This window comes from Nostoc paludosum FACHB-159, from assembly GCF_014698835.1.
Lineage (GTDB): Bacteria > Cyanobacteriota > Cyanobacteriia > Cyanobacteriales > Nostocaceae > Nostoc > Nostoc paludosum.
In genome coordinates, this window is record NZ_JACJTU010000094.1 from 1 (window position 1) to 15,211 (window position 15,211).

A 15,211-nucleotide genomic window follows, 5' to 3' on the forward strand; every position below is an offset into this window, starting at 1 on the left:
TATTAACAGATACCGTTGGCAAATTCATTAAAAAGTGGTTTTGAAAACTTTCGGTGGGGGATTACCACAATAGCGTAAGGATTTGAGCGTTAAAAAAAAATCTCGCCAACGGTATCTTTTGCTACTAGCTGCGTCTATAGTTTACAATCATAAACTGATGCCATTGCCCGTCATCGCCCAGCTGATTGAGGTTTTTAATGGCAGATTGATAAAAACTTTGGTACTCATGATTTCTCCTTCTGAAATTGATTGCAGAGTGAAGAATTAGCGAAAAGTCTTTGGTGATTGAATTGATGAGATGTTTTTAGACAAACAAATCAAGTAGTCGAATGGCAGTTGACCATCCACGGATTGCTGCTCCCTGCTGCTGCAAAGAACGAATCATATAGGCAGCAGCAGCAGGAATCAAACCAATACTTCGCCCCTTCCATACCCCTTTCACTTTTTCTTCCCAGTTATACCCCCAGCGCCACTGCTTGGGGTTATTCGGGTCGCGCTCACCAATCACACGGGGGTATAAACCAATTCGCAATTCGCAATTACGTTTTGTCACAGGGTTTTAACCCCGTGACAAAACTTTTCGCCTTCAAAGGCTGTCTTCGTAGCGGGACGAAGTACGGTTTTAGACCCGATTGTTTCGATAATACTCTTGAACCGTCTTGTAGCTTTTTAGTTTCAGGTACTAGTAGAGGCATCCTTGGCTACGAAGTTGTTGAGCTTTGAGGTTGTCCTCTAAGAATTTTTCGGGTATTGCAGTTGACATAAACATTACTGGTTCAACTTAACCACAAGTGCATAAGGACTGTTGCTATTTGTGGTCATATCTGGTCGTGAGCGATCGCTGTTGGAGTCATACAGCGTTCGTCCTTGACGTTGCCGGAGGCATCGCGTCTGTTGCCAAATCATCTGGTACTTCAAAAAACCCCAACTGCCCAATGTAGGGAATCGGTGTGATTTCTCGCGGGTTCTCTAGCTGCCAATGGTATTGCCCAGGTATCCCCCAACCAGATGCAACTTGTGAAAACCGACAGTCTACTATTGTGACAATGCCAATAACTTGACCGCGACACAGAGAGATTAATTCTGGGATTACTACCCCCATCCTTGGCAAAATTCTTTCGCTAGCTGGTACTCTTTTTTGGTGCAGGTTTTTGCAGGGTGAATCAGAATGTCGCCACGATAATGAATAGGCCAGCCACGGTTTTCTATGTCTTTAAGAGCATAAATAATTGCCCATGCCCAAGGCTGACGGACGGATAGCGCTTTCATATATCGACCTCTAAAACTTAAAAAAAGTTCATTGCATCAAATTATCTTGCCAAGTTCAAAAACCGAGAAGTAGACAAATCACACAACATAGTCGCAGTGCCGAGCTTACCGTAAAGCCGATTCTTCTCAACAATCAACTCGATAGTTTGGTCGCTGGGGTCTTTTGTATACACAGCATCGCGGTAAAGCATAATCAACTGATCGCAAACCTCAAAGATTTCGCCAGAGTTACGTAACAGATGACGATTGGGGCGTTTGTCAGCCGTTGTCTGATTCCCCCGATTGATTTGACAACCTAAGAAAACGGGGATTTTGTGTAAACCGACGAATTATTTGACCGTAGCGACAAATTAAAAGTCAAGTTTTTCACGCCTGCAAGCTTTACTGAAAACGTATCTAACTTTTAGGGTTTCTAATATGAAATTGTAGAAATTGCTTGAACAGGTGATGCAGAGGGATTTAGATTAGTGACAAACAATCTGTCACTTTAGTCAAATAATTCCTCGCTCTACACTTCGGCAATGAGGTGATCGCTGATTCGGCCTTTTAGTGAAATAGTATAAGTCCTAATATCTTATTTTTGCCCTGCACCAACAGGGACAGGTTCACCAAGAATTTTGGCGAATCTTTCTAAATAGAAGTCTACAGGATTGGCTACTGCTTGAATTGAAGCGCGATCGCGTATCAAATTCCACCATGTTTGCAAGCGAGGTGTTTCTGCTGGGAGTGTAAATTTACGGAAGTGTTCTAACAATGGTAGGCGTTCAAACCAAGGATAAAAGCTGATATCAACCAGACTAAACTGATCGCCTAAGAAATATTCACCTCCACCAAAGGCTTCTTGTTCTATATATAGAAGTGCTTGTGTAAACTCTTTTCGTCCTTGTTCCTGTTCTTGGCTATCTTTACCGCGTAGGAATTTGTTAAATGCAGGGACAAAGCGAGTATTAGCGTAGTCTATCCAGATACGAGCGATCGCTTTTTTGGCAGGATCGCGGGGTAATAACGCTGGTTCTGGGAAAACTTCATCTAGATATTCATTGATAATGGCAGACTCGTAAATTACAACATCGCCATGCTTAATAGCCGGAACTTTACCATAGCGGGAAATTTGCGTATAGCCTTCTGGCTTATTCTGTAAATCAATTTCCACCGGAGTAAAATCAATACCTTTCTCTAGTAAAACTACACGGGTACGTTGCGAGAAGGTAGATGCTTTAGCGAAGTAAAGTTGTACGTTGCTCATTAAATCCTTTCCTTGTAATTATTGAAGACACAGATTATTTCTATTGCCCAGTTCTCACCAAAGCAATACTGTTTGGTACTTGCAATTTACCGATGTGGGTAGCAAGTATTTATCTTGATAGATGATATATTACACTTAGTCGGTCGATTTAGCGTAGTTTAAGTATTATACAGCTTTAATGTAATATGTTTACCTAATTATTAGATTAGCTAAGTAAAAAGCATCAGGCTGGAGAATCAAGAGGTGTGGTATGGACTTCAACACTCACTTAAATAGGCAGTTTCGTATTGGCTTACTAGTACCAGCAGGTAATACCACCTTTGAGCCTGATTTTCACTCGGCTTTTTCTAGTCAAGTCAGTATTCACGCTCATCGCGTAATTGCTCAAGGCTCACATGCTTATGAGAGTGTTGAGTCAATGGATGACATTAATGAGGAAGCTGTTAAAGAAATAGCTAAATTAGCTAAAGCTGGTGTGCATTTTGGCGCTTATGGCTTCACAACGGCGAAGTTTTACCAAGGACGAGTTTTCGCTGAAAAGTTGCAGCAGCGTTTAACTCAAGGATTAGGAGTACCCGTTGTTATTCCATCTCTAGCTTTATTAGAAGCTTTGTCACATCTCCAGGTCAAGAAAATTGCTGTTGTTACCCCTTATCCCGAATGGAACAACCAAACCCTAAAAGCATTTTTGAATGAAGTCCAACTTCCTTAGAAATAATCAATTGAGTATCAAGTTCACGAAGCGAACCTAAAGCAATGTGTAGAAATTGGATATATTCGTTCTGCGTCCGTCTTCCATAACCTTCAGCTATATTTCATGGCACGGAAACTGCCGAGCGCCTAATCTGGCTAGTTAATCCGTAAAGTTCAGATTTGGGGAATTTTTCGGTAAGTCGATAGCAGTTGATGGCAAGCTTGACACCACGCTGCCAAATAAATTGTTCTCTGTAACTCATGGCGCAAGAAGTTTGAAGTAGGAAGTTGGGAGAAATTACATTATTCTACACCTCCTGCCCCCTGCCTCCTGCCTTGAACGCAGAATTCTCACTTGCATCGCGTTGTTCCCAACTTGATGTCTGTGGCATAAATCAGTGGGTTTTTCATAGCAGCACAGCATTATATCCTGCTGGTTGTTCTTGTGCCGATTGACCCAAAGCTGAAAGCTGAATCAACTAAGTCCGGGAGTGTAGAATCTCTCGAAACTGCCGTTGGTAATCCTGTTGTGCTACAGCATCTTTTGATGAACTCGAATGATTTGGCAGTGATGAGGTACACCCGCTCCAGTAGAATGACGAAGGGCGGCGGTACTTCTGCCCTCCCCAGGGCAATGATATGTACCAGCATGTTTCGAGCGAGTTGATTAGGTTAACCATAATGCACCTCCTGATTTGAAATTAGGCTGCACAGGTAATCAATCCGTTTCCAAGCAACAGCTGCCTGACGTGGCGAACAACTCAACCCGTAAGCCCGACGTGCATCATAATTACCTGGAATGCATTTAGCTACTCCAATAGAAACCCCATGAGCCACCGTAGGAACTCCGGGTTTATAGCCTCTGACTTCATGAGACTCCCGTATTGACGCAATTTGATTTCCAATTTGGTCTGCCCAGGGGGTCTGGACGACTTTGTTGAATAAGCCATTGGGGTAGGCAATGACAAAGATGCGCTTTCTTTCGTGTGGCAAGCCGACTTCTTGTGCAGAAACGCAATCCCATTCCGCATCGTACCCGATGGAGTCAAGGTCAAACAGGACTTGGTTAAGTCCGCGACTGAGTAAACCTGTTGGGTTTTCAATGAGAGCGATCGCGGGTTTACACTGGTTGATGATGCGGAATTGTTCTGCCCACAGTGCGGATCTGTGGTCAGCAAGTCCTTGTCGATTTCCGGCGTTGCTTGTACCGACGCAGGGGAAACCTCCACAGACGATATCGAATTGCCAAGGCTGGCAGTGATAGGTTGTGATGTCTGGGTGGATTGGAATTGTGGGTTGTTCATAGCGAAGTCGTGATTGAGAATAAGGAGAGATTTCGACAAACTGCTTTACTTGAAACTTGTGCGACAAACTCGCAACAGCAATACCGTGGTGGCAAAGTCCGCCGATACCAGAGAATAGGGAAAGAACAGATATCATGCGACTGCCTCCAGGTGTGGAAAGTGCAAATCAATCTCTGCATTAAACAAACCTTGCCTGCCAGTGATAGGTATAGGACGTATGATGCGCTGAATATTTTCCAGTTTCCAAGCGAATCGCCCGACTTGCCAATCACCCGTATCAATCTCTGAAAGAGACTGTTCGTTGATGAAAGCTTGGGTCATAGAAATGCAAGCGGTTAGCTCTACCAGAGCAATGGCACTACCGAAAGGCAAATCATCCCACTCAATGTAGTTATCAGTGCCAACTAGTATTTGTTGATACTTATTAAGGAAGTAGTTGTGAGTGAGTTTTTGGTGAAGGCTGGTCTTCTTGGCAGCACAGATTAATAACGGGCCTCTGTAGCTAGTAGACCAAGAACGGGTTTCGTATTTTTTCAGACCCATTAGAATCAGAGAAGCCCAGGGCTGATGCAGACTGATGGCTTTTATGATAATCGTACTCATGCTTTTTAAAATTGGAGTAACTGAATGTATGCGTCCAATGCTGCAATAGCCAGATGAAGCTGCGGTTGAGACTTCAGACCATTACAGATAACCGCAGTAGTCCCAAGTTCAGTAAAAGTAAAACTAATGGTGGCTTGTTGAATAGCGCAGTGGTTGATGATAGTCAACAGCAGGAAATTCAATTGTTCTAAAGCTTGCCCTTCTTTGGTAGACAAACGCCACTCGATATTTTCAGAACTAACCACACGCCAAGCGTTATCTGAATTGCACTTTTCAACTGAGGGCAGAATTTTGACCTTGAACTTGTAATCACGATCTGTAATTTGGCATTCGTTAGGTGCAAGATTAGCCCAAGAGTGAAGCAGTTTTTGGTAGGTTAAACTCATATTTCGATTTTCAGTAGTAGGCTAAAAATTGCGACCACGAGATAAATTCTTGAAGGAGGTAAACTGATTGTCAAACAAAAGCTTGACCGTACCAGTGGGCCCATTGCGCTGCTTACGAACGATTAACTCAGAAATCCCGCGGTCAGGTGTATCGGGATTGTGCATCTCCTCGCGGTAAAGCATGATGACAACATCACTGTCCTGTTCCACTGCCCCACTTGACCGCAAATCGCTCAGTATAGGGCGTTTGTCATTGCGGCTTTCAACTTCACGGCTTAACTGCGATAAAGCCAGCACTGGTACATCCAAATCCTTGGCGAGTTTCTTTAACCCCCGGCTGATTTCACCAACACGCTCGGTCATGTTGTTTCTAGAATCAGCACCTTCAGCCATCAGCTGTAAATAATCCACAACCACAAGCCCAACCCCACCGTACTGGGATGAAACCCTGCGAACTTGGCTACGAATTTCTGTCAAGCTGGGACAAGAGTTATCGTTGATGAAAATTGGCAGTTCGCTCAAAGAAGCGATCGCCTGACTCAACGGTTGCCACTGGTTATTCGACACGCGCCCAGTTTCCAAGAAGTTGTTTTCAATACCCGATTCACTGCTGAGGAATCGCTGTACATACTCATCTTGGGACATCTCCAAGCTGAAGACACACACGGGTAACCGACTCGTTTGAGCGACCGCCAGAGCGAGATTGCCAGCCAGAGCCGACTTGCCAACAGACGGACGAGCAGCCAGCACATACAACCGCCCTTTGCGGAAGCCACCACCGAGTATACTGTCCAAGTCGTAAAATCCGGTGGACACAGCAGGGCTAACGGTTCCAGCGTGACGTGCTTCGATTTCGGTAAAAGCATCAGCCAGGGAATCGGAAATGTGAACTAAATCTGTGGCAGAATGCTCAGACGCGATTGAGTAAACCTTCTGTTCAGCTTCATCAAGGACAATCGGTAGCTCGGTTTCGGTTGCATAGCCGAGTTGAACAATCTCTGTGCCTGCTTTGATTAACTGCCGCCTTTGGTATTTTTCCATCACCAAATCGGCGAAAGCATCGATGTTCACGGCTGTAACAGTGCGATCGACAAGTGTGGCCAGTTTATTGCGCCCACCAACGCGAAACAAAAGACCGTTGTCAGATAACCAACTGGTTATGTAAAGCAAATCAGTCGGGTTACCTTGGCTGTACAGCCTTTGCGCGGCTTGGTATATGTCCTTGTGGGCGTTGATGTAGAAAGCATCGGCGCTCAAGCGATCGCTGATTCGGCTCATGGCATTTGGGTCGAGCATAATACCGCCGAGTATGGCTTCTTCAGCTTCGATGCTTTGTGGTGGCAAGCGGTCTTGTTGGGATGAAAAGTTTAGTTCGTTTGTCATGGTTTACCTCGGTTAGGAAGTCAAAGAGAAGTCGGAGGTCAGAAGTCGGAAGTTAAGAGTGAACAACAGGGGCAGAGGAACCCTTAAGAAACGAGAATGTAGAAATAAACTACTTTCCGACTTCGACTCATGCTGCTTTTGGGTAAAGATGGGCATACATTTGGGGATGATGAATGGACAACCAGTTCAACCAAACATCAGTAGCACCCGTGTGTTGTTGGTCATAGCGGGTACTGAATTGAGCGATCGCTCTAGGAGCGCCGACTTTATCCCCAAGGTCAAGTAATTCGCAGAATGTTGCTTTGTGCCACTCAAGGGAGCGATTCGAGTAGTAGCCAATGGGGTCAGTAGTTGCCTGAGATGTTTCTGTTGATGATGCAGCTGGCTCAACAACTTTTGACCAATAGCCCAGCAATTCTTCTAAGCCGCCCTTAGTTGCTTCCAGATTGCCAATAGACTTGATGACTGTGGGGATTTTTTCAGTCCATTCGCATTTGCTCCACTTGGCTCTTTCTTTAGCTATCAACTCAACCAGTTGGCGATCGCAGGTTTGGTAAATCTTGTCCCTGGTAGCAGTGCGCCAGGGGAAGCGCCAGCCACGCAACTTGATTTCGCTTCGGTAAACGGCGGGCAATGGGTCAGATGCCATGATGCCAGGGTCGAGTAAAACCTGATTAAGCAAGTCCTCAATCGATTGGAGTTTCGGTTTTTTAGCCTTATTCATTTGTTCGGGATTATCGAACAAGGCGGGCGCTGTTGACCTAGATGCAGGATTTTGGGTTTGATGCGAAGTCTCGGATTTTTTTAACAACGAAGATGAAGAATCTGGAGTAACTTGTTCTTGGATTTGTTGTGAGGTGGGGTTAGTTTGTTTAGTTTCACTGGCACACACATCCACAGAGTGGGACGTATTTAGTGTGTTTTCTTTAATTGGTAATTGTTCATTGGGTAATACTTTGTCTGCCTGATTTGGTACCACTACCCCTGCCTGATTTGGTACTACCACCCCTACCTGATTTGGTACCACACCTCTGCCTGATTTGGTACTACTACCCCTGCCTGATTTGGTAGAGGTATTGACTTGTTCTCTAATCGCTTTTAGCTGTTGAGAGTAAACCCATTCCGAAGACTGAGTAACTTTGTAAATAGTTGTTTTACCTTGGCGCTGTTGAGCGATTTTGATTAACCCAGCCGCAATCAAAACTCGTAATGCTTTTCTGAGCGTCTTTTCATTCATCAGGCAGATTTTAGCCATATTGGGAATCGATTCAAAACAGCCATCTTTACCGGCACGCCGAACAATGTGGGAATATAAACGATATTCCATCGGGTCAAGCCCGTACTCATCTAGAAAAGGGGAAACAAGAGTTATAAAATCAGGGCTTACACGTTGGGTAGTGGTAGTCATAGGATGCACCTCTGTTGATGGCAAAACTTGATTATTCAATCGACGTTGTGAGAAGAATGAAACTCTTGACTAAAATGTTTTAGAGGCAGAAAAAATCATCTTCTACCTCCAACGTGTGGGCGGAATGTCAGATTAATTCGTGTGCTTACGACTTTGTTGGTTTTGGGTACTTGATGCACATGAGTAGACTGACAACCAGGATGCATCGCCAGCAGGCTCCCGTGTTCGAGCCAAAAGTCAGTCGGCTTGCCCCCGATCGCCTTTAGCTGGAATTTGCGAACTGAACCCAGACTGATTGAAGCGATCGCCGGGGCAATTCCCATCGAAGCTTCATTATCAGCGTGCCACCCTATCGAATCTTGGCCGCTTCTGTATTGGTTGCCAATGACAATGCGGAAGCTGTAGCCAGTGGTGGCGGTGATAGAGTCGCGTAACTTAGCCAGAGCGTCTGTCCAAGGCAGTGGTTTGAGTAGTACACTCTTGGAGTAGAGGTAATCACAGCCCTCATCGCCGTAAATACATTCGAGGCGGGGAACAGGCATAGTTTTACCAACCATACGTATTTGATTTTGCTGCCACTGCAATTCTTGGCAATGTTGATACAAGTTGTCAGCTTCTTCCTTGTTCAAGAAATCTGGATAGTAAGTGAGTGGTAAAACTGTGGTTGGTTCATCAAATAGTGTCATCTGTTTCATAAATATTCACCATTAGCGATAACTTCGTTATGCTTCGCTAACGCTCTTACAATTTCTTCTGCCCGTTCTTGTGAAATAGCTTGTTCGGGATTCTTGTAAAACCCGATAATCTGAGATTTGGGACGCACGATAAGGCGCTGTGTGGTTGTGCGTTTGTCCCAAACAAAACACGAAATAGTGATGTTATCAGTAGCCCAACGAGTACCGCGTTTGTCCTTGCGAAAACAAAAGCGCGGCAGAGTCAGTACAAGTGACGGCGGATGTTCTTGTAAGAAATCAGCCCGGTCATCACAGGGTTCGAGAAAGCTGGTCAAGAGAAAAGCCACAACGCCCACACGTGCTTTATGATAGGCATTCTTGATAATTGGTGCAGCAAATTCGGCATAAGGCGGATTGGTGCAGATCCAGTCGCAATTGGGGAATTTAGCCCAGGACTCGGTTAAAGTTGCATCCAAATGGTAATCAGCCGCTTTATGTGGATCAATATCGTTTGTCCACATTTGCTTGGTGTAGGGCCATGCCTGGAGTAAAGAGGCGATCGCCCCCATCCCAATGCAAGGCTCACCAATCACACCAGATAACGGGACATAGCGCAGCAGTTCAGTTGTGAACCATGAGGGCGACTCGTAGAAGTTCAGAGGGTGTCGGGTTACTGTTTGGGTTGGAGTAATAGTAAGTTGTGGAGTTAGTGTTACAGTCATGCTGCGTCCTCTTCAAAATCTACAGACTTTTGCTCGTTAACAATAGTTGCGCTAATCGATTCAAAGTCAACCTGAAAAATGTTCAAATCTGGAGTCATTTCGCCGGAATTATATCGGTCTGTAATGACTTGTCTAATGGCTGTTTCTGTCAGTCCATCTGGTAGATAAATGTGTGCTTCACTAATGACTTTTTCGACTATTTGAACGACAACTTTCATAAATTCTCCTAAAAGTTATTTAATTTCAGCTTTGAGTAATAGACCGAGAGGAGATAACACCCAGTACGTATAATCTCCGTTATTAACTTCTTGCACAAATTCCCAAGCTTGAAGCTCTTTGAGAGTGTCTAAAAGAAATTCATCAACACCATCACCACAAAAACCACCACCAAGAGCAATCATGTCTATAGTTCCTTGCATTTCGGGGTCTATGAGTGCTTCTTCTGGTGAAGTCAAAATCTGAATAATATCGACGTAAACCGTAGTGATAATGCACTTTGTACCATCGGTGGCTATAGCTTGGGTCTGTAAATTAAAGGGAATAATCATAAAATCTCCGGTGTTGAGTGCTGACTGCTAACTGTTGACTAATGACCAATGATCATTAAGCAGTAACTACAGCTTTCTTCGAGAATGCCCCAGCTTGTTTTAGTGCCGCCGCAGGTTCGGGGTGTGCGAAAAACTCTTCAATCGCTTTCGTTAACCCCGCAGCCACGACCGGATCGTGGCAAGCGTAAACGTAAACTGATTGCTGAGTGCCGTTAACCAAGCGATCCTCTTGGCGATGGCCCAATTGAGGGTAAAATGTCCTCACCCATGTACCCAGATGCCCCCGGTAATGTGAACCACTCAGAGGGACTTTCTTACCCAACTGGTTCTCTGCAAAATTCACCACCCCAAGCCAGCGTTCTTTTGAGGGAGTCAACAATTTCCGGTTGTGTTCGGCCAGAAGATTAGCAGCGTAGTCCTTCACCTGCTGTTCCATGTACGGGTTGAGTCTGCCACCAGTTAACTCGGCTAAAGTTTTCATCGCTTGGACAAGAATATGCAATCGCTGTTCAACTGGGGGGAGTGCTGGTGCAGGGGGTTGTTGGGGTGGTTGAGTCGTGGGTTTTGTCCAGCCCATGATGTCTTGCATCCAGGCGCGAACACCGATAGTTTTGAATGCTCGACAAATTAGCTTTGCTTGTTTAGTACAGTAACGCCCAGCTTCATAGCCGTAGTAGTCGAGAATGATAGCGATCGCTATATCTGGGATACCATTCGTTTTCCACTCTTTGAGGTTCGCGGCATCAAAGCCTTGTTCCATAAGCATTACAGCTAATTTTGATGGTTCCAGGTTCGCGCTTTCTAACGCTTTACCAATAGCTTTGTCGCTAACTCCAGCTAATCGTGCAGTAGCTTTCATGCTGGCTTTACCCTGTCCACTAGCGTCAACAGTGATTTCTTGCTTTATCTGTTCGATGATTTGCGCTACTTCAATTTGTGACATAGTTTTAGTTGTGTGATGAGTACAAAGCTTTATGTTGGAATTTAGACCTTCACCCGCACTAAATCTTGTTCTCGCACCAAAGAAAAGCGACTGGTCATAGTCGATACTTTGGGAAAATCAGGTGATACCAACTCAATAAAATAAAACCAGGACTTTTCGATTAGCTCAATCCCCAAAACTAGTCTTTGCTTTGTACCACGATTGGGAAGGCACAAAACTACGCGTTCCCCCAGAACAAAAGTCGGTTTTGTACTAGCCCTTTGTTGTATCTGCCCAGTACCTATGATTTGGTTTTTTGTTGTATAGATAAAATCATCTTTGACCTCGATAATGTAATTCCAGCAATCGCCATACCATTGCACCCCGCAGCAGTAGCCGAATGTTCGATTGGTTTTGAGGTAGACTTTTTCTAACAAGTTGACTTCAACAGGTGGGATGTCTTGGCCCCAAGGTGGCGAAAGAAACCAGCATTTTTCTAAATCGGTGATTTGCTCTGTCATGCTTTTCTTCCTAGCAAGTAATTAATGGCTATAAGGTTCTTGATTGTGGTCTAGCTCCCATTGCAGATAAACCAATGCAGTTTGAGCATCAGCAATGTTTAAATCAGGGCTATATCCTCTGTTGAGTAGTTTTTGATATTCAGGATGTTCGGCAATTTCATGAACTAAAGTTTGGGCTTGTTCGACTAATTGGTAAAGATTGGGGCTAGACATTTCGATGCCAAGCCGCAAACATAAATCCTCAACTTTTACGCCGATAGTCCCTGGTTCAATTTCTGTAGCTAGTTCTTCAAGTAAAGATTGAAAATTAGGGTGTTCATCAAGCCAAGTCGCAGGTCGCAGGTCGCAAGTCGCAAGTAATACCAGCAACGTAAACGTAGGGGCTTGAGATAAAGACGCTTTGTTTCTTCGGGGTAATGCGGCACTTGAAACAACTTTTCTTTCTTTTCCATAACTAAAGTTAGGGGCTTGATACCAATTTTTCTTAACACTTGCGACTTGCGACTTGCGACTTGTTTTTGGTCATTGATTTCAATCTCAATGAGATCCGCATTCTGTTTCACAATGGTTGCCCAATCTGGAAGTATTTGTGGAATGGTCTTGGCATAAAGTTTCATAATTCGTTCCTGATTTTTGAGTAGTGAAAGTGAAGCTAAGTCAGAATTTTGATTGCAGATAATCTAGGAAAAAAGAGCCACTTCATGAAGCACACGCAGCAGATACTGACGTTGTACTGTCGAAGCTGTTATCTGTAGAATCAGCAATAGTTTGCGCCTTGAGTAATTACACTTAGCTGTTTTTGCAAAATAGTTTGGAAGTGACTGAATTGGGCTTTTTTCCCAAAAACCCCAAATCAGTGCTTATACTTACAGCAAGCGAATAGTCAAATTGAGAAAGTGGGCAATTATGCCCACTGTTTCCCTATGCCGCAACCAGTTCCCGTATTGGCTCAGACTCCATCACAAGCAACCATTCGTCAGCCGTTAGTTGGTCAAATTCCCTATCCAAGAGTTCTTCATAAGATATCGGTGGTACTTCGGCTACAGATAGCAATTGCACTGCCCCATCTACCGAATCACACGCGACCTTATGCTGCTGTACAGAAGAAGCCCCGATGAGCCACCAATTGCCATCAGTAAAGCCGACTGAGCCTAACTTAACGTCATCTCGGTAATTCCCGTCCTCCAGCAGTTGCAACCCGCACTTCTCGTAGTCGTTGAAAATTCGCACCATGACCTCATTCCCAATGGTGCATGGTTCCTCAAATGGTTCCTGTACTGGCAGCGTGCCTTGCTGGTACTGCTGCTTAATGTAGCTGTGGCATCTTGCAGGCGTAATGTCTCGGAAAATCTCAATGTCGTTTACCAGCACTCGCCAGTACAAGTTCTCATGGTTCTTATCATCAAAGCTAATGCTGGCTACCAATTCACCGTTAACCAAGGCTTCTTGGTCGTAGAAGGAGATTTCTGTAATTGCCGGGACTTCTGGTACTTCAGTTAATGCAAATAGGTTGAGCGTGCCATCCTTATGATGCCAGTAGATGAAGCGATGGCATCGGGCGAGTGTCGTGTCACGGAACTTCTCTTCACCGTTGACCATGACCAGCCAGGGTTGGGTTACAAATTCGCCGTGGTCGTAGGTGATGTAGGCGATAAGTTCTTTGCCACAGTACACCTCGTGGTGGTAGAAGTTGATTTCTACTGTTGTCAGTGGTTCGGGTGCAACAGCTTCGGCTTGGTCTGCGATGTACTGGTCGAACTCACCTTGGGCAATCTCTTGTTCATCTTTTGTAGGACGGGCGATTTTCTGGAGTTGGGCGGCTTGGTGAAAGGCGATGGCTGCGCCAACGTCTTCGACGAACGCGCTAATCCACGCATCCCTGCGGCGTCTGTCTCGTACTTCGAGTGTGCAGCCGATTTCGCTGTAGGTGCGCTTGAGTTGGGCTAGGGATTTCAGGTGCAGCTGTTGTTGGGAGTATGTAACGTGGGTCATAATGGTATTTCCTTGAATATAAGGACAAAAGGCGATCGCACAGAGTTTTCCAGGCTAGGGCGATTGCCTTTTATTTGAGCTTTTCTACTATTGATAGTATCACTACTACTAGTAATAGGCGGTATGCAATTAAGGGTTTTTCTATTAGTCTTAGTAATACAACTTATCGTTATCTATTAGCTTTTTCTATTACTAGTAGATACACAAAAACAAGCACCACAACTACTAGTAGTGATACCATCAGGAGTATGAGTGAGGGATATGGCAGTGTTAATTACGCTTAAAAAAGTCAGAGAGGCAAAAGGAATATCCCAAAATGACTTGGCTAGGATAACTGGTTATAGCGTCCAAAATATACAAAAAATTGAACAAGGTAGGGTGTCTTCTCTAACACTGGATGCTTTCGACCGTTTTTGCAAAGCTTTAGGCTGCCTTCCTGGTGATTTGCTGGAGTATACACCAGATGATGACGGGAAAACAGAAGTAATGACTTCAGAACAACCTAAGATCGAGGTTGCAGAAAAGGCCAAACAAAATACTAACTCCTCTGCTAAGAAGAAGTCAGTTGGACTAGCGTTGCTATTGAAAAGAAAAACGGCATGAGCGAAGCTAACGAACCAAACCAAGACAAAATCCCTGACGAACAACCGACACCACAAGCAGAGCCGATTGACTATGATTGGCGCGATCCGAGTAAACCCCGAAATCCTGAAGATGATGTGATTGTGGATGGCTGGCGGCGACGCGCCGATGGCACTTTTGAAAAAGTCGAAGATACGGAGATAAAACAATGACATCTTTTATATGCGACCAAATCATAGATTTTGAAGCCACTCACACTTATGAAGCTCAAGATATTGAAAGGCTCATAGAGCAAGTACAAACATCTTTAGCAGAAATGGAGGGGCGTAAGGTAGTAGTTTTACTAAGAAATGCTCATTACTTGACTACCAGAGCTTTTGTGATTCTCTATAACTATATTCGAGAACCCTTCTCGACAAATGCCGTATTTGTGCTGGTTTCTGGCGATAAATCGAGAATATTCCCTCCTTTACTAGATTTAATAGAACATCGACAACAAGCGGCTTAAATGTGGGGGTTGAGGTGGATTTATGGACAAGTCATCTCGGCAGCCCAAAAAATCCACCATCTCCTCATCACCCAACTCAGACATTTCCCCTTCAGAAAACCCAACTTCTGCAATCATTGATGTTCCTGCTGTTGAAGTGCCTGAACTAACCGAGCAAGAGCAGAGCGATCGCCTGCATTTAGAACGGAAGGTAGAACGGGCGTTTTTTGAAGCTGGCAAGGCGCTTGCAGAGGGGAGCAATGCGATTTTGTTAGATGACCCCAAAAAAAGTGCGATCGCTAATTAGTTTTTTCAGTACACAAATTTATTAACTACAATTTTACCGGTATTAATACTTAAAAGCTCTCCAGATAGAGGGTATCCATAATATCAGTTTGGAGTACTTTTTTTGTGGATACTAAAAAAAGGTAGAATTCCCTCTTAGCAATAGTTTTGAGACGGGAAACGCCT

General features: G+C 44.4%; 23 protein-coding genes and 1 pseudogene. 5 read left to right on the plus strand and 19 right to left on the minus strand.

What is annotated here, in order from left to right; genetic code table 11:
* Positions 1-304: 304 nt before the first annotated feature.
* The 5 genes from H6H03_RS37420 to H6H03_RS37435 form a co-directional block, all read right to left on the minus strand.
* On the minus strand, positions 305-553 hold the full coding sequence (locus tag H6H03_RS37420) for a hypothetical protein (protein WP_242058183.1): 249 nt from the start codon (positions 551-553) through the stop codon (positions 305-307).
* Between the two features lie 297 nt (positions 554-850).
* Positions 851-1,102, minus strand: coding sequence for a hypothetical protein (locus H6H03_RS40935; RefSeq protein WP_242058184.1), 252 nt, complete (start codon positions 1,100-1,102; stop codon positions 851-853).
* Positions 1,093-1,269, minus strand: coding sequence for an ASCH domain-containing protein (locus tag H6H03_RS40940; RefSeq protein WP_242058185.1), 177 nt, complete (start codon positions 1,267-1,269; stop codon positions 1,093-1,095). The genes H6H03_RS40935 and H6H03_RS40940 overlap by 10 nt, the downstream gene beginning before the upstream one ends.
* A 41-nt stretch (positions 1,270-1,310) precedes the next feature.
* Complete coding sequence (locus H6H03_RS37430) at positions 1,311-1,580, minus strand: DnaB-like helicase C-terminal domain-containing protein (RefSeq protein WP_313932029.1); 270 nt, start codon at positions 1,578-1,580, stop codon at positions 1,311-1,313.
* Between the two features lie 263 nt (positions 1,581-1,843).
* Entirely contained in the window at positions 1,844-2,515 is a 672-nt protein-coding gene (locus tag H6H03_RS37435) for a glutathione S-transferase family protein (protein ID WP_190960060.1), read from the minus strand.
* A gap of 250 nt (positions 2,516-2,765) precedes the next feature.
* Here H6H03_RS37435 and H6H03_RS42180 point away from each other — a divergent pair, with 250 nt between their 5' ends.
* Positions 2,766-3,227, plus strand: a complete 462-nt coding sequence (locus tag H6H03_RS42180; protein ID WP_190960061.1) for an aspartate racemase/maleate isomerase family protein — start codon at positions 2,766-2,768, stop codon at positions 3,225-3,227.
* Here the strand turns inward: H6H03_RS42180 and H6H03_RS37445 are convergent.
* From H6H03_RS37445 to H6H03_RS37510, 14 genes and pseudogenes are all read right to left on the minus strand, one after another.
* Positions 3,196-3,471, minus strand: a pseudogene (locus H6H03_RS37445) (four helix bundle protein); the annotation flags it as partial. The gene H6H03_RS42180 and the pseudogene H6H03_RS37445 overlap by 32 nt on opposite strands.
* Positions 3,472-3,880: 409 nt before the next feature.
* Entirely contained in the window at positions 3,881-4,648 is a 768-nt protein-coding gene (locus H6H03_RS37450) for a DNA cytosine methyltransferase (protein WP_190960062.1), read from the minus strand.
* On the minus strand, positions 4,645-5,115 hold the full coding sequence (locus H6H03_RS37455) for an ASCH domain-containing protein (protein ID WP_190960063.1): 471 nt from the start codon (positions 5,113-5,115) through the stop codon (positions 4,645-4,647). Before H6H03_RS37455 ends, H6H03_RS37450 begins: the two co-directional genes overlap by 4 nt.
* A 5-nt stretch (positions 5,116-5,120) precedes the next feature.
* Positions 5,121-5,501 carry a hypothetical protein gene (locus tag H6H03_RS37460; protein WP_190960064.1) on the minus strand — a complete coding sequence of 127 codons (381 nt, stop codon included), beginning with the start codon at positions 5,499-5,501 and terminating at the stop codon, positions 5,121-5,123.
* A gap of 21 nt (positions 5,502-5,522) precedes the next feature.
* Positions 5,523-6,884, minus strand: a complete 1,362-nt coding sequence (gene dnaB / locus H6H03_RS37465; protein WP_190960065.1) for a replicative DNA helicase — start codon at positions 6,882-6,884, stop codon at positions 5,523-5,525.
* 127 nt (positions 6,885-7,011) lie between these two features.
* Positions 7,012-8,292, minus strand: a complete 1,281-nt coding sequence (locus tag H6H03_RS37470) for a helix-turn-helix domain-containing protein (protein ID WP_190960066.1) — start codon at positions 8,290-8,292, stop codon at positions 7,012-7,014.
* 95 nt (positions 8,293-8,387) lie between these two features.
* Positions 8,388-8,987 (minus strand): alpha-ketoglutarate-dependent dioxygenase AlkB family protein, encoded by a 600-nt coding sequence (locus H6H03_RS37475; RefSeq protein ID WP_190960067.1) that lies wholly within the window; start codon positions 8,985-8,987, stop codon positions 8,388-8,390.
* On the minus strand, positions 8,984-9,688 hold the full coding sequence (locus H6H03_RS37480) for a hypothetical protein (RefSeq protein ID WP_190960068.1): 705 nt from the start codon (positions 9,686-9,688) through the stop codon (positions 8,984-8,986). Before H6H03_RS37480 ends, H6H03_RS37475 begins: the two co-directional genes overlap by 4 nt.
* Positions 9,685-9,906 (minus strand): hypothetical protein, encoded by a 222-nt coding sequence (locus H6H03_RS37485; protein WP_190960069.1) that lies wholly within the window; start codon positions 9,904-9,906, stop codon positions 9,685-9,687. The genes H6H03_RS37480 and H6H03_RS37485 overlap by 4 nt, the downstream gene beginning before the upstream one ends.
* A 15-nt stretch (positions 9,907-9,921) precedes the next feature.
* On the minus strand, positions 9,922-10,236 hold the full coding sequence (locus H6H03_RS37490; RefSeq protein ID WP_190960070.1) for a hypothetical protein: 315 nt from the start codon (positions 10,234-10,236) through the stop codon (positions 9,922-9,924).
* 55 nt (positions 10,237-10,291) lie between these two features.
* Entirely contained in the window at positions 10,292-11,179 is an 888-nt protein-coding gene (locus tag H6H03_RS37495; RefSeq protein ID WP_190960071.1) for a hypothetical protein, read from the minus strand.
* A 41-nt stretch (positions 11,180-11,220) separates the two neighbouring features.
* Positions 11,221-11,679 carry a DUF1392 domain-containing protein gene (locus H6H03_RS37500; RefSeq protein ID WP_190960072.1) on the minus strand — a complete coding sequence of 153 codons (459 nt, stop codon included), beginning with the start codon at positions 11,677-11,679 and terminating at the stop codon, positions 11,221-11,223.
* Between the two features lie 21 nt (positions 11,680-11,700).
* Positions 11,701-12,048, minus strand: coding sequence for a hypothetical protein (locus H6H03_RS40950; protein WP_242058186.1), 348 nt, complete (start codon positions 12,046-12,048; stop codon positions 11,701-11,703).
* A gap of 552 nt (positions 12,049-12,600) precedes the next feature.
* Positions 12,601-13,671, minus strand: a complete 1,071-nt coding sequence (locus H6H03_RS37510) for a hypothetical protein (RefSeq protein WP_190960073.1) — start codon at positions 13,669-13,671, stop codon at positions 12,601-12,603.
* A 261-nt stretch (positions 13,672-13,932) separates the two neighbouring features.
* On the opposite strand from H6H03_RS37510, the gene H6H03_RS37515 reads away from it, so the two are divergent.
* From H6H03_RS37515 to H6H03_RS37530, 4 genes are read left to right on the plus strand one after another with little or no spacing between them, the layout of a single operon-like run.
* A complete protein-coding gene (locus tag H6H03_RS37515) occupies positions 13,933-14,274 on the plus strand; it encodes a helix-turn-helix domain-containing protein (RefSeq protein ID WP_190960074.1) in 342 nt (113 codons plus the stop codon).
* Entirely contained in the window at positions 14,271-14,465 is a 195-nt protein-coding gene (locus H6H03_RS37520; protein WP_190960075.1) for a hypothetical protein, read from the plus strand. Before H6H03_RS37515 ends, H6H03_RS37520 begins: the two co-directional genes overlap by 4 nt.
* Entirely contained in the window at positions 14,462-14,761 is a 300-nt protein-coding gene (locus H6H03_RS37525) for a hypothetical protein (protein WP_190960076.1), read from the plus strand. The genes H6H03_RS37520 and H6H03_RS37525 overlap by 4 nt, the downstream gene beginning before the upstream one ends.
* 22 nt (positions 14,762-14,783) lie before the next feature.
* Complete coding sequence (locus H6H03_RS37530; protein ID WP_390842921.1) at positions 14,784-15,047, plus strand: hypothetical protein; 264 nt, start codon at positions 14,784-14,786, stop codon at positions 15,045-15,047.
* Positions 15,048-15,211 lie beyond the last annotated feature (164 nt).

Excerpts from the sequence above, each read along its gene's own strand:
- H6H03_RS40935 (WP_242058184.1), bottom strand. The coding sequence starts at position 1,102 with ATGGGGGTAGTAATCCCAGAATTAATCTCTCTGTGTCGCGGTCAAGTT.
- H6H03_RS40940 (WP_242058185.1), bottom strand. The coding sequence starts at position 1,269 with ATGAAAGCGCTATCCGTCCGTCAGCCTTGGGCATGGGCAATTATTTAT.
- H6H03_RS37435 (WP_190960060.1), bottom strand. The coding sequence starts at position 2,515 with ATGAGCAACGTACAACTTTACTTCGCTAAAGCATCTACCTTCTCGCAA.
- H6H03_RS42180 (WP_190960061.1), top strand. The coding sequence starts at position 2,766 with ATGGACTTCAACACTCACTTAAATAGGCAGTTTCGTATTGGCTTACTA.
- H6H03_RS37450 (WP_190960062.1), bottom strand. The coding sequence starts at position 4,648 with ATGATATCTGTTCTTTCCCTATTCTCTGGTATCGGCGGACTTTGCCAC.
- H6H03_RS37455 (WP_190960063.1), bottom strand. The coding sequence starts at position 5,115 with ATGAGTACGATTATCATAAAAGCCATCAGTCTGCATCAGCCCTGGGCT.
- H6H03_RS37460 (WP_190960064.1), bottom strand. The coding sequence starts at position 5,501 with ATGAGTTTAACCTACCAAAAACTGCTTCACTCTTGGGCTAATCTTGCA.
- dnaB (WP_190960065.1), bottom strand. The coding sequence starts at position 6,884 with ATGACAAACGAACTAAACTTTTCATCCCAACAAGACCGCTTGCCACCA.
- H6H03_RS37470 (WP_190960066.1), bottom strand. The coding sequence starts at position 8,292 with ATGACTACCACTACCCAACGTGTAAGCCCTGATTTTATAACTCTTGTT.
- H6H03_RS37475 (WP_190960067.1), bottom strand. The coding sequence starts at position 8,987 with ATGAAACAGATGACACTATTTGATGAACCAACCACAGTTTTACCACTC.
- H6H03_RS37480 (WP_190960068.1), bottom strand. The coding sequence starts at position 9,688 with ATGACTGTAACACTAACTCCACAACTTACTATTACTCCAACCCAAACA.
- H6H03_RS37485 (WP_190960069.1), bottom strand. The coding sequence starts at position 9,906 with ATGAAAGTTGTCGTTCAAATAGTCGAAAAAGTCATTAGTGAAGCACAC.
- H6H03_RS37490 (WP_190960070.1), bottom strand. The coding sequence starts at position 10,236 with ATGATTATTCCCTTTAATTTACAGACCCAAGCTATAGCCACCGATGGT.
- H6H03_RS37495 (WP_190960071.1), bottom strand. The coding sequence starts at position 11,179 with ATGTCACAAATTGAAGTAGCGCAAATCATCGAACAGATAAAGCAAGAA.
- H6H03_RS37500 (WP_190960072.1), bottom strand. The coding sequence starts at position 11,679 with ATGACAGAGCAAATCACCGATTTAGAAAAATGCTGGTTTCTTTCGCCA.
- H6H03_RS37510 (WP_190960073.1), bottom strand. The coding sequence starts at position 13,671 with ATGACCCACGTTACATACTCCCAACAACAGCTGCACCTGAAATCCCTA.
- H6H03_RS37515 (WP_190960074.1), top strand. The coding sequence starts at position 13,933 with ATGGCAGTGTTAATTACGCTTAAAAAAGTCAGAGAGGCAAAAGGAATA.
- H6H03_RS37520 (WP_190960075.1), top strand. The coding sequence starts at position 14,271 with ATGAGCGAAGCTAACGAACCAAACCAAGACAAAATCCCTGACGAACAA.
- H6H03_RS37525 (WP_190960076.1), top strand. The coding sequence starts at position 14,462 with ATGACATCTTTTATATGCGACCAAATCATAGATTTTGAAGCCACTCAC.
- H6H03_RS37530 (WP_390842921.1), top strand. The coding sequence starts at position 14,784 with ATGGACAAGTCATCTCGGCAGCCCAAAAAATCCACCATCTCCTCATCA.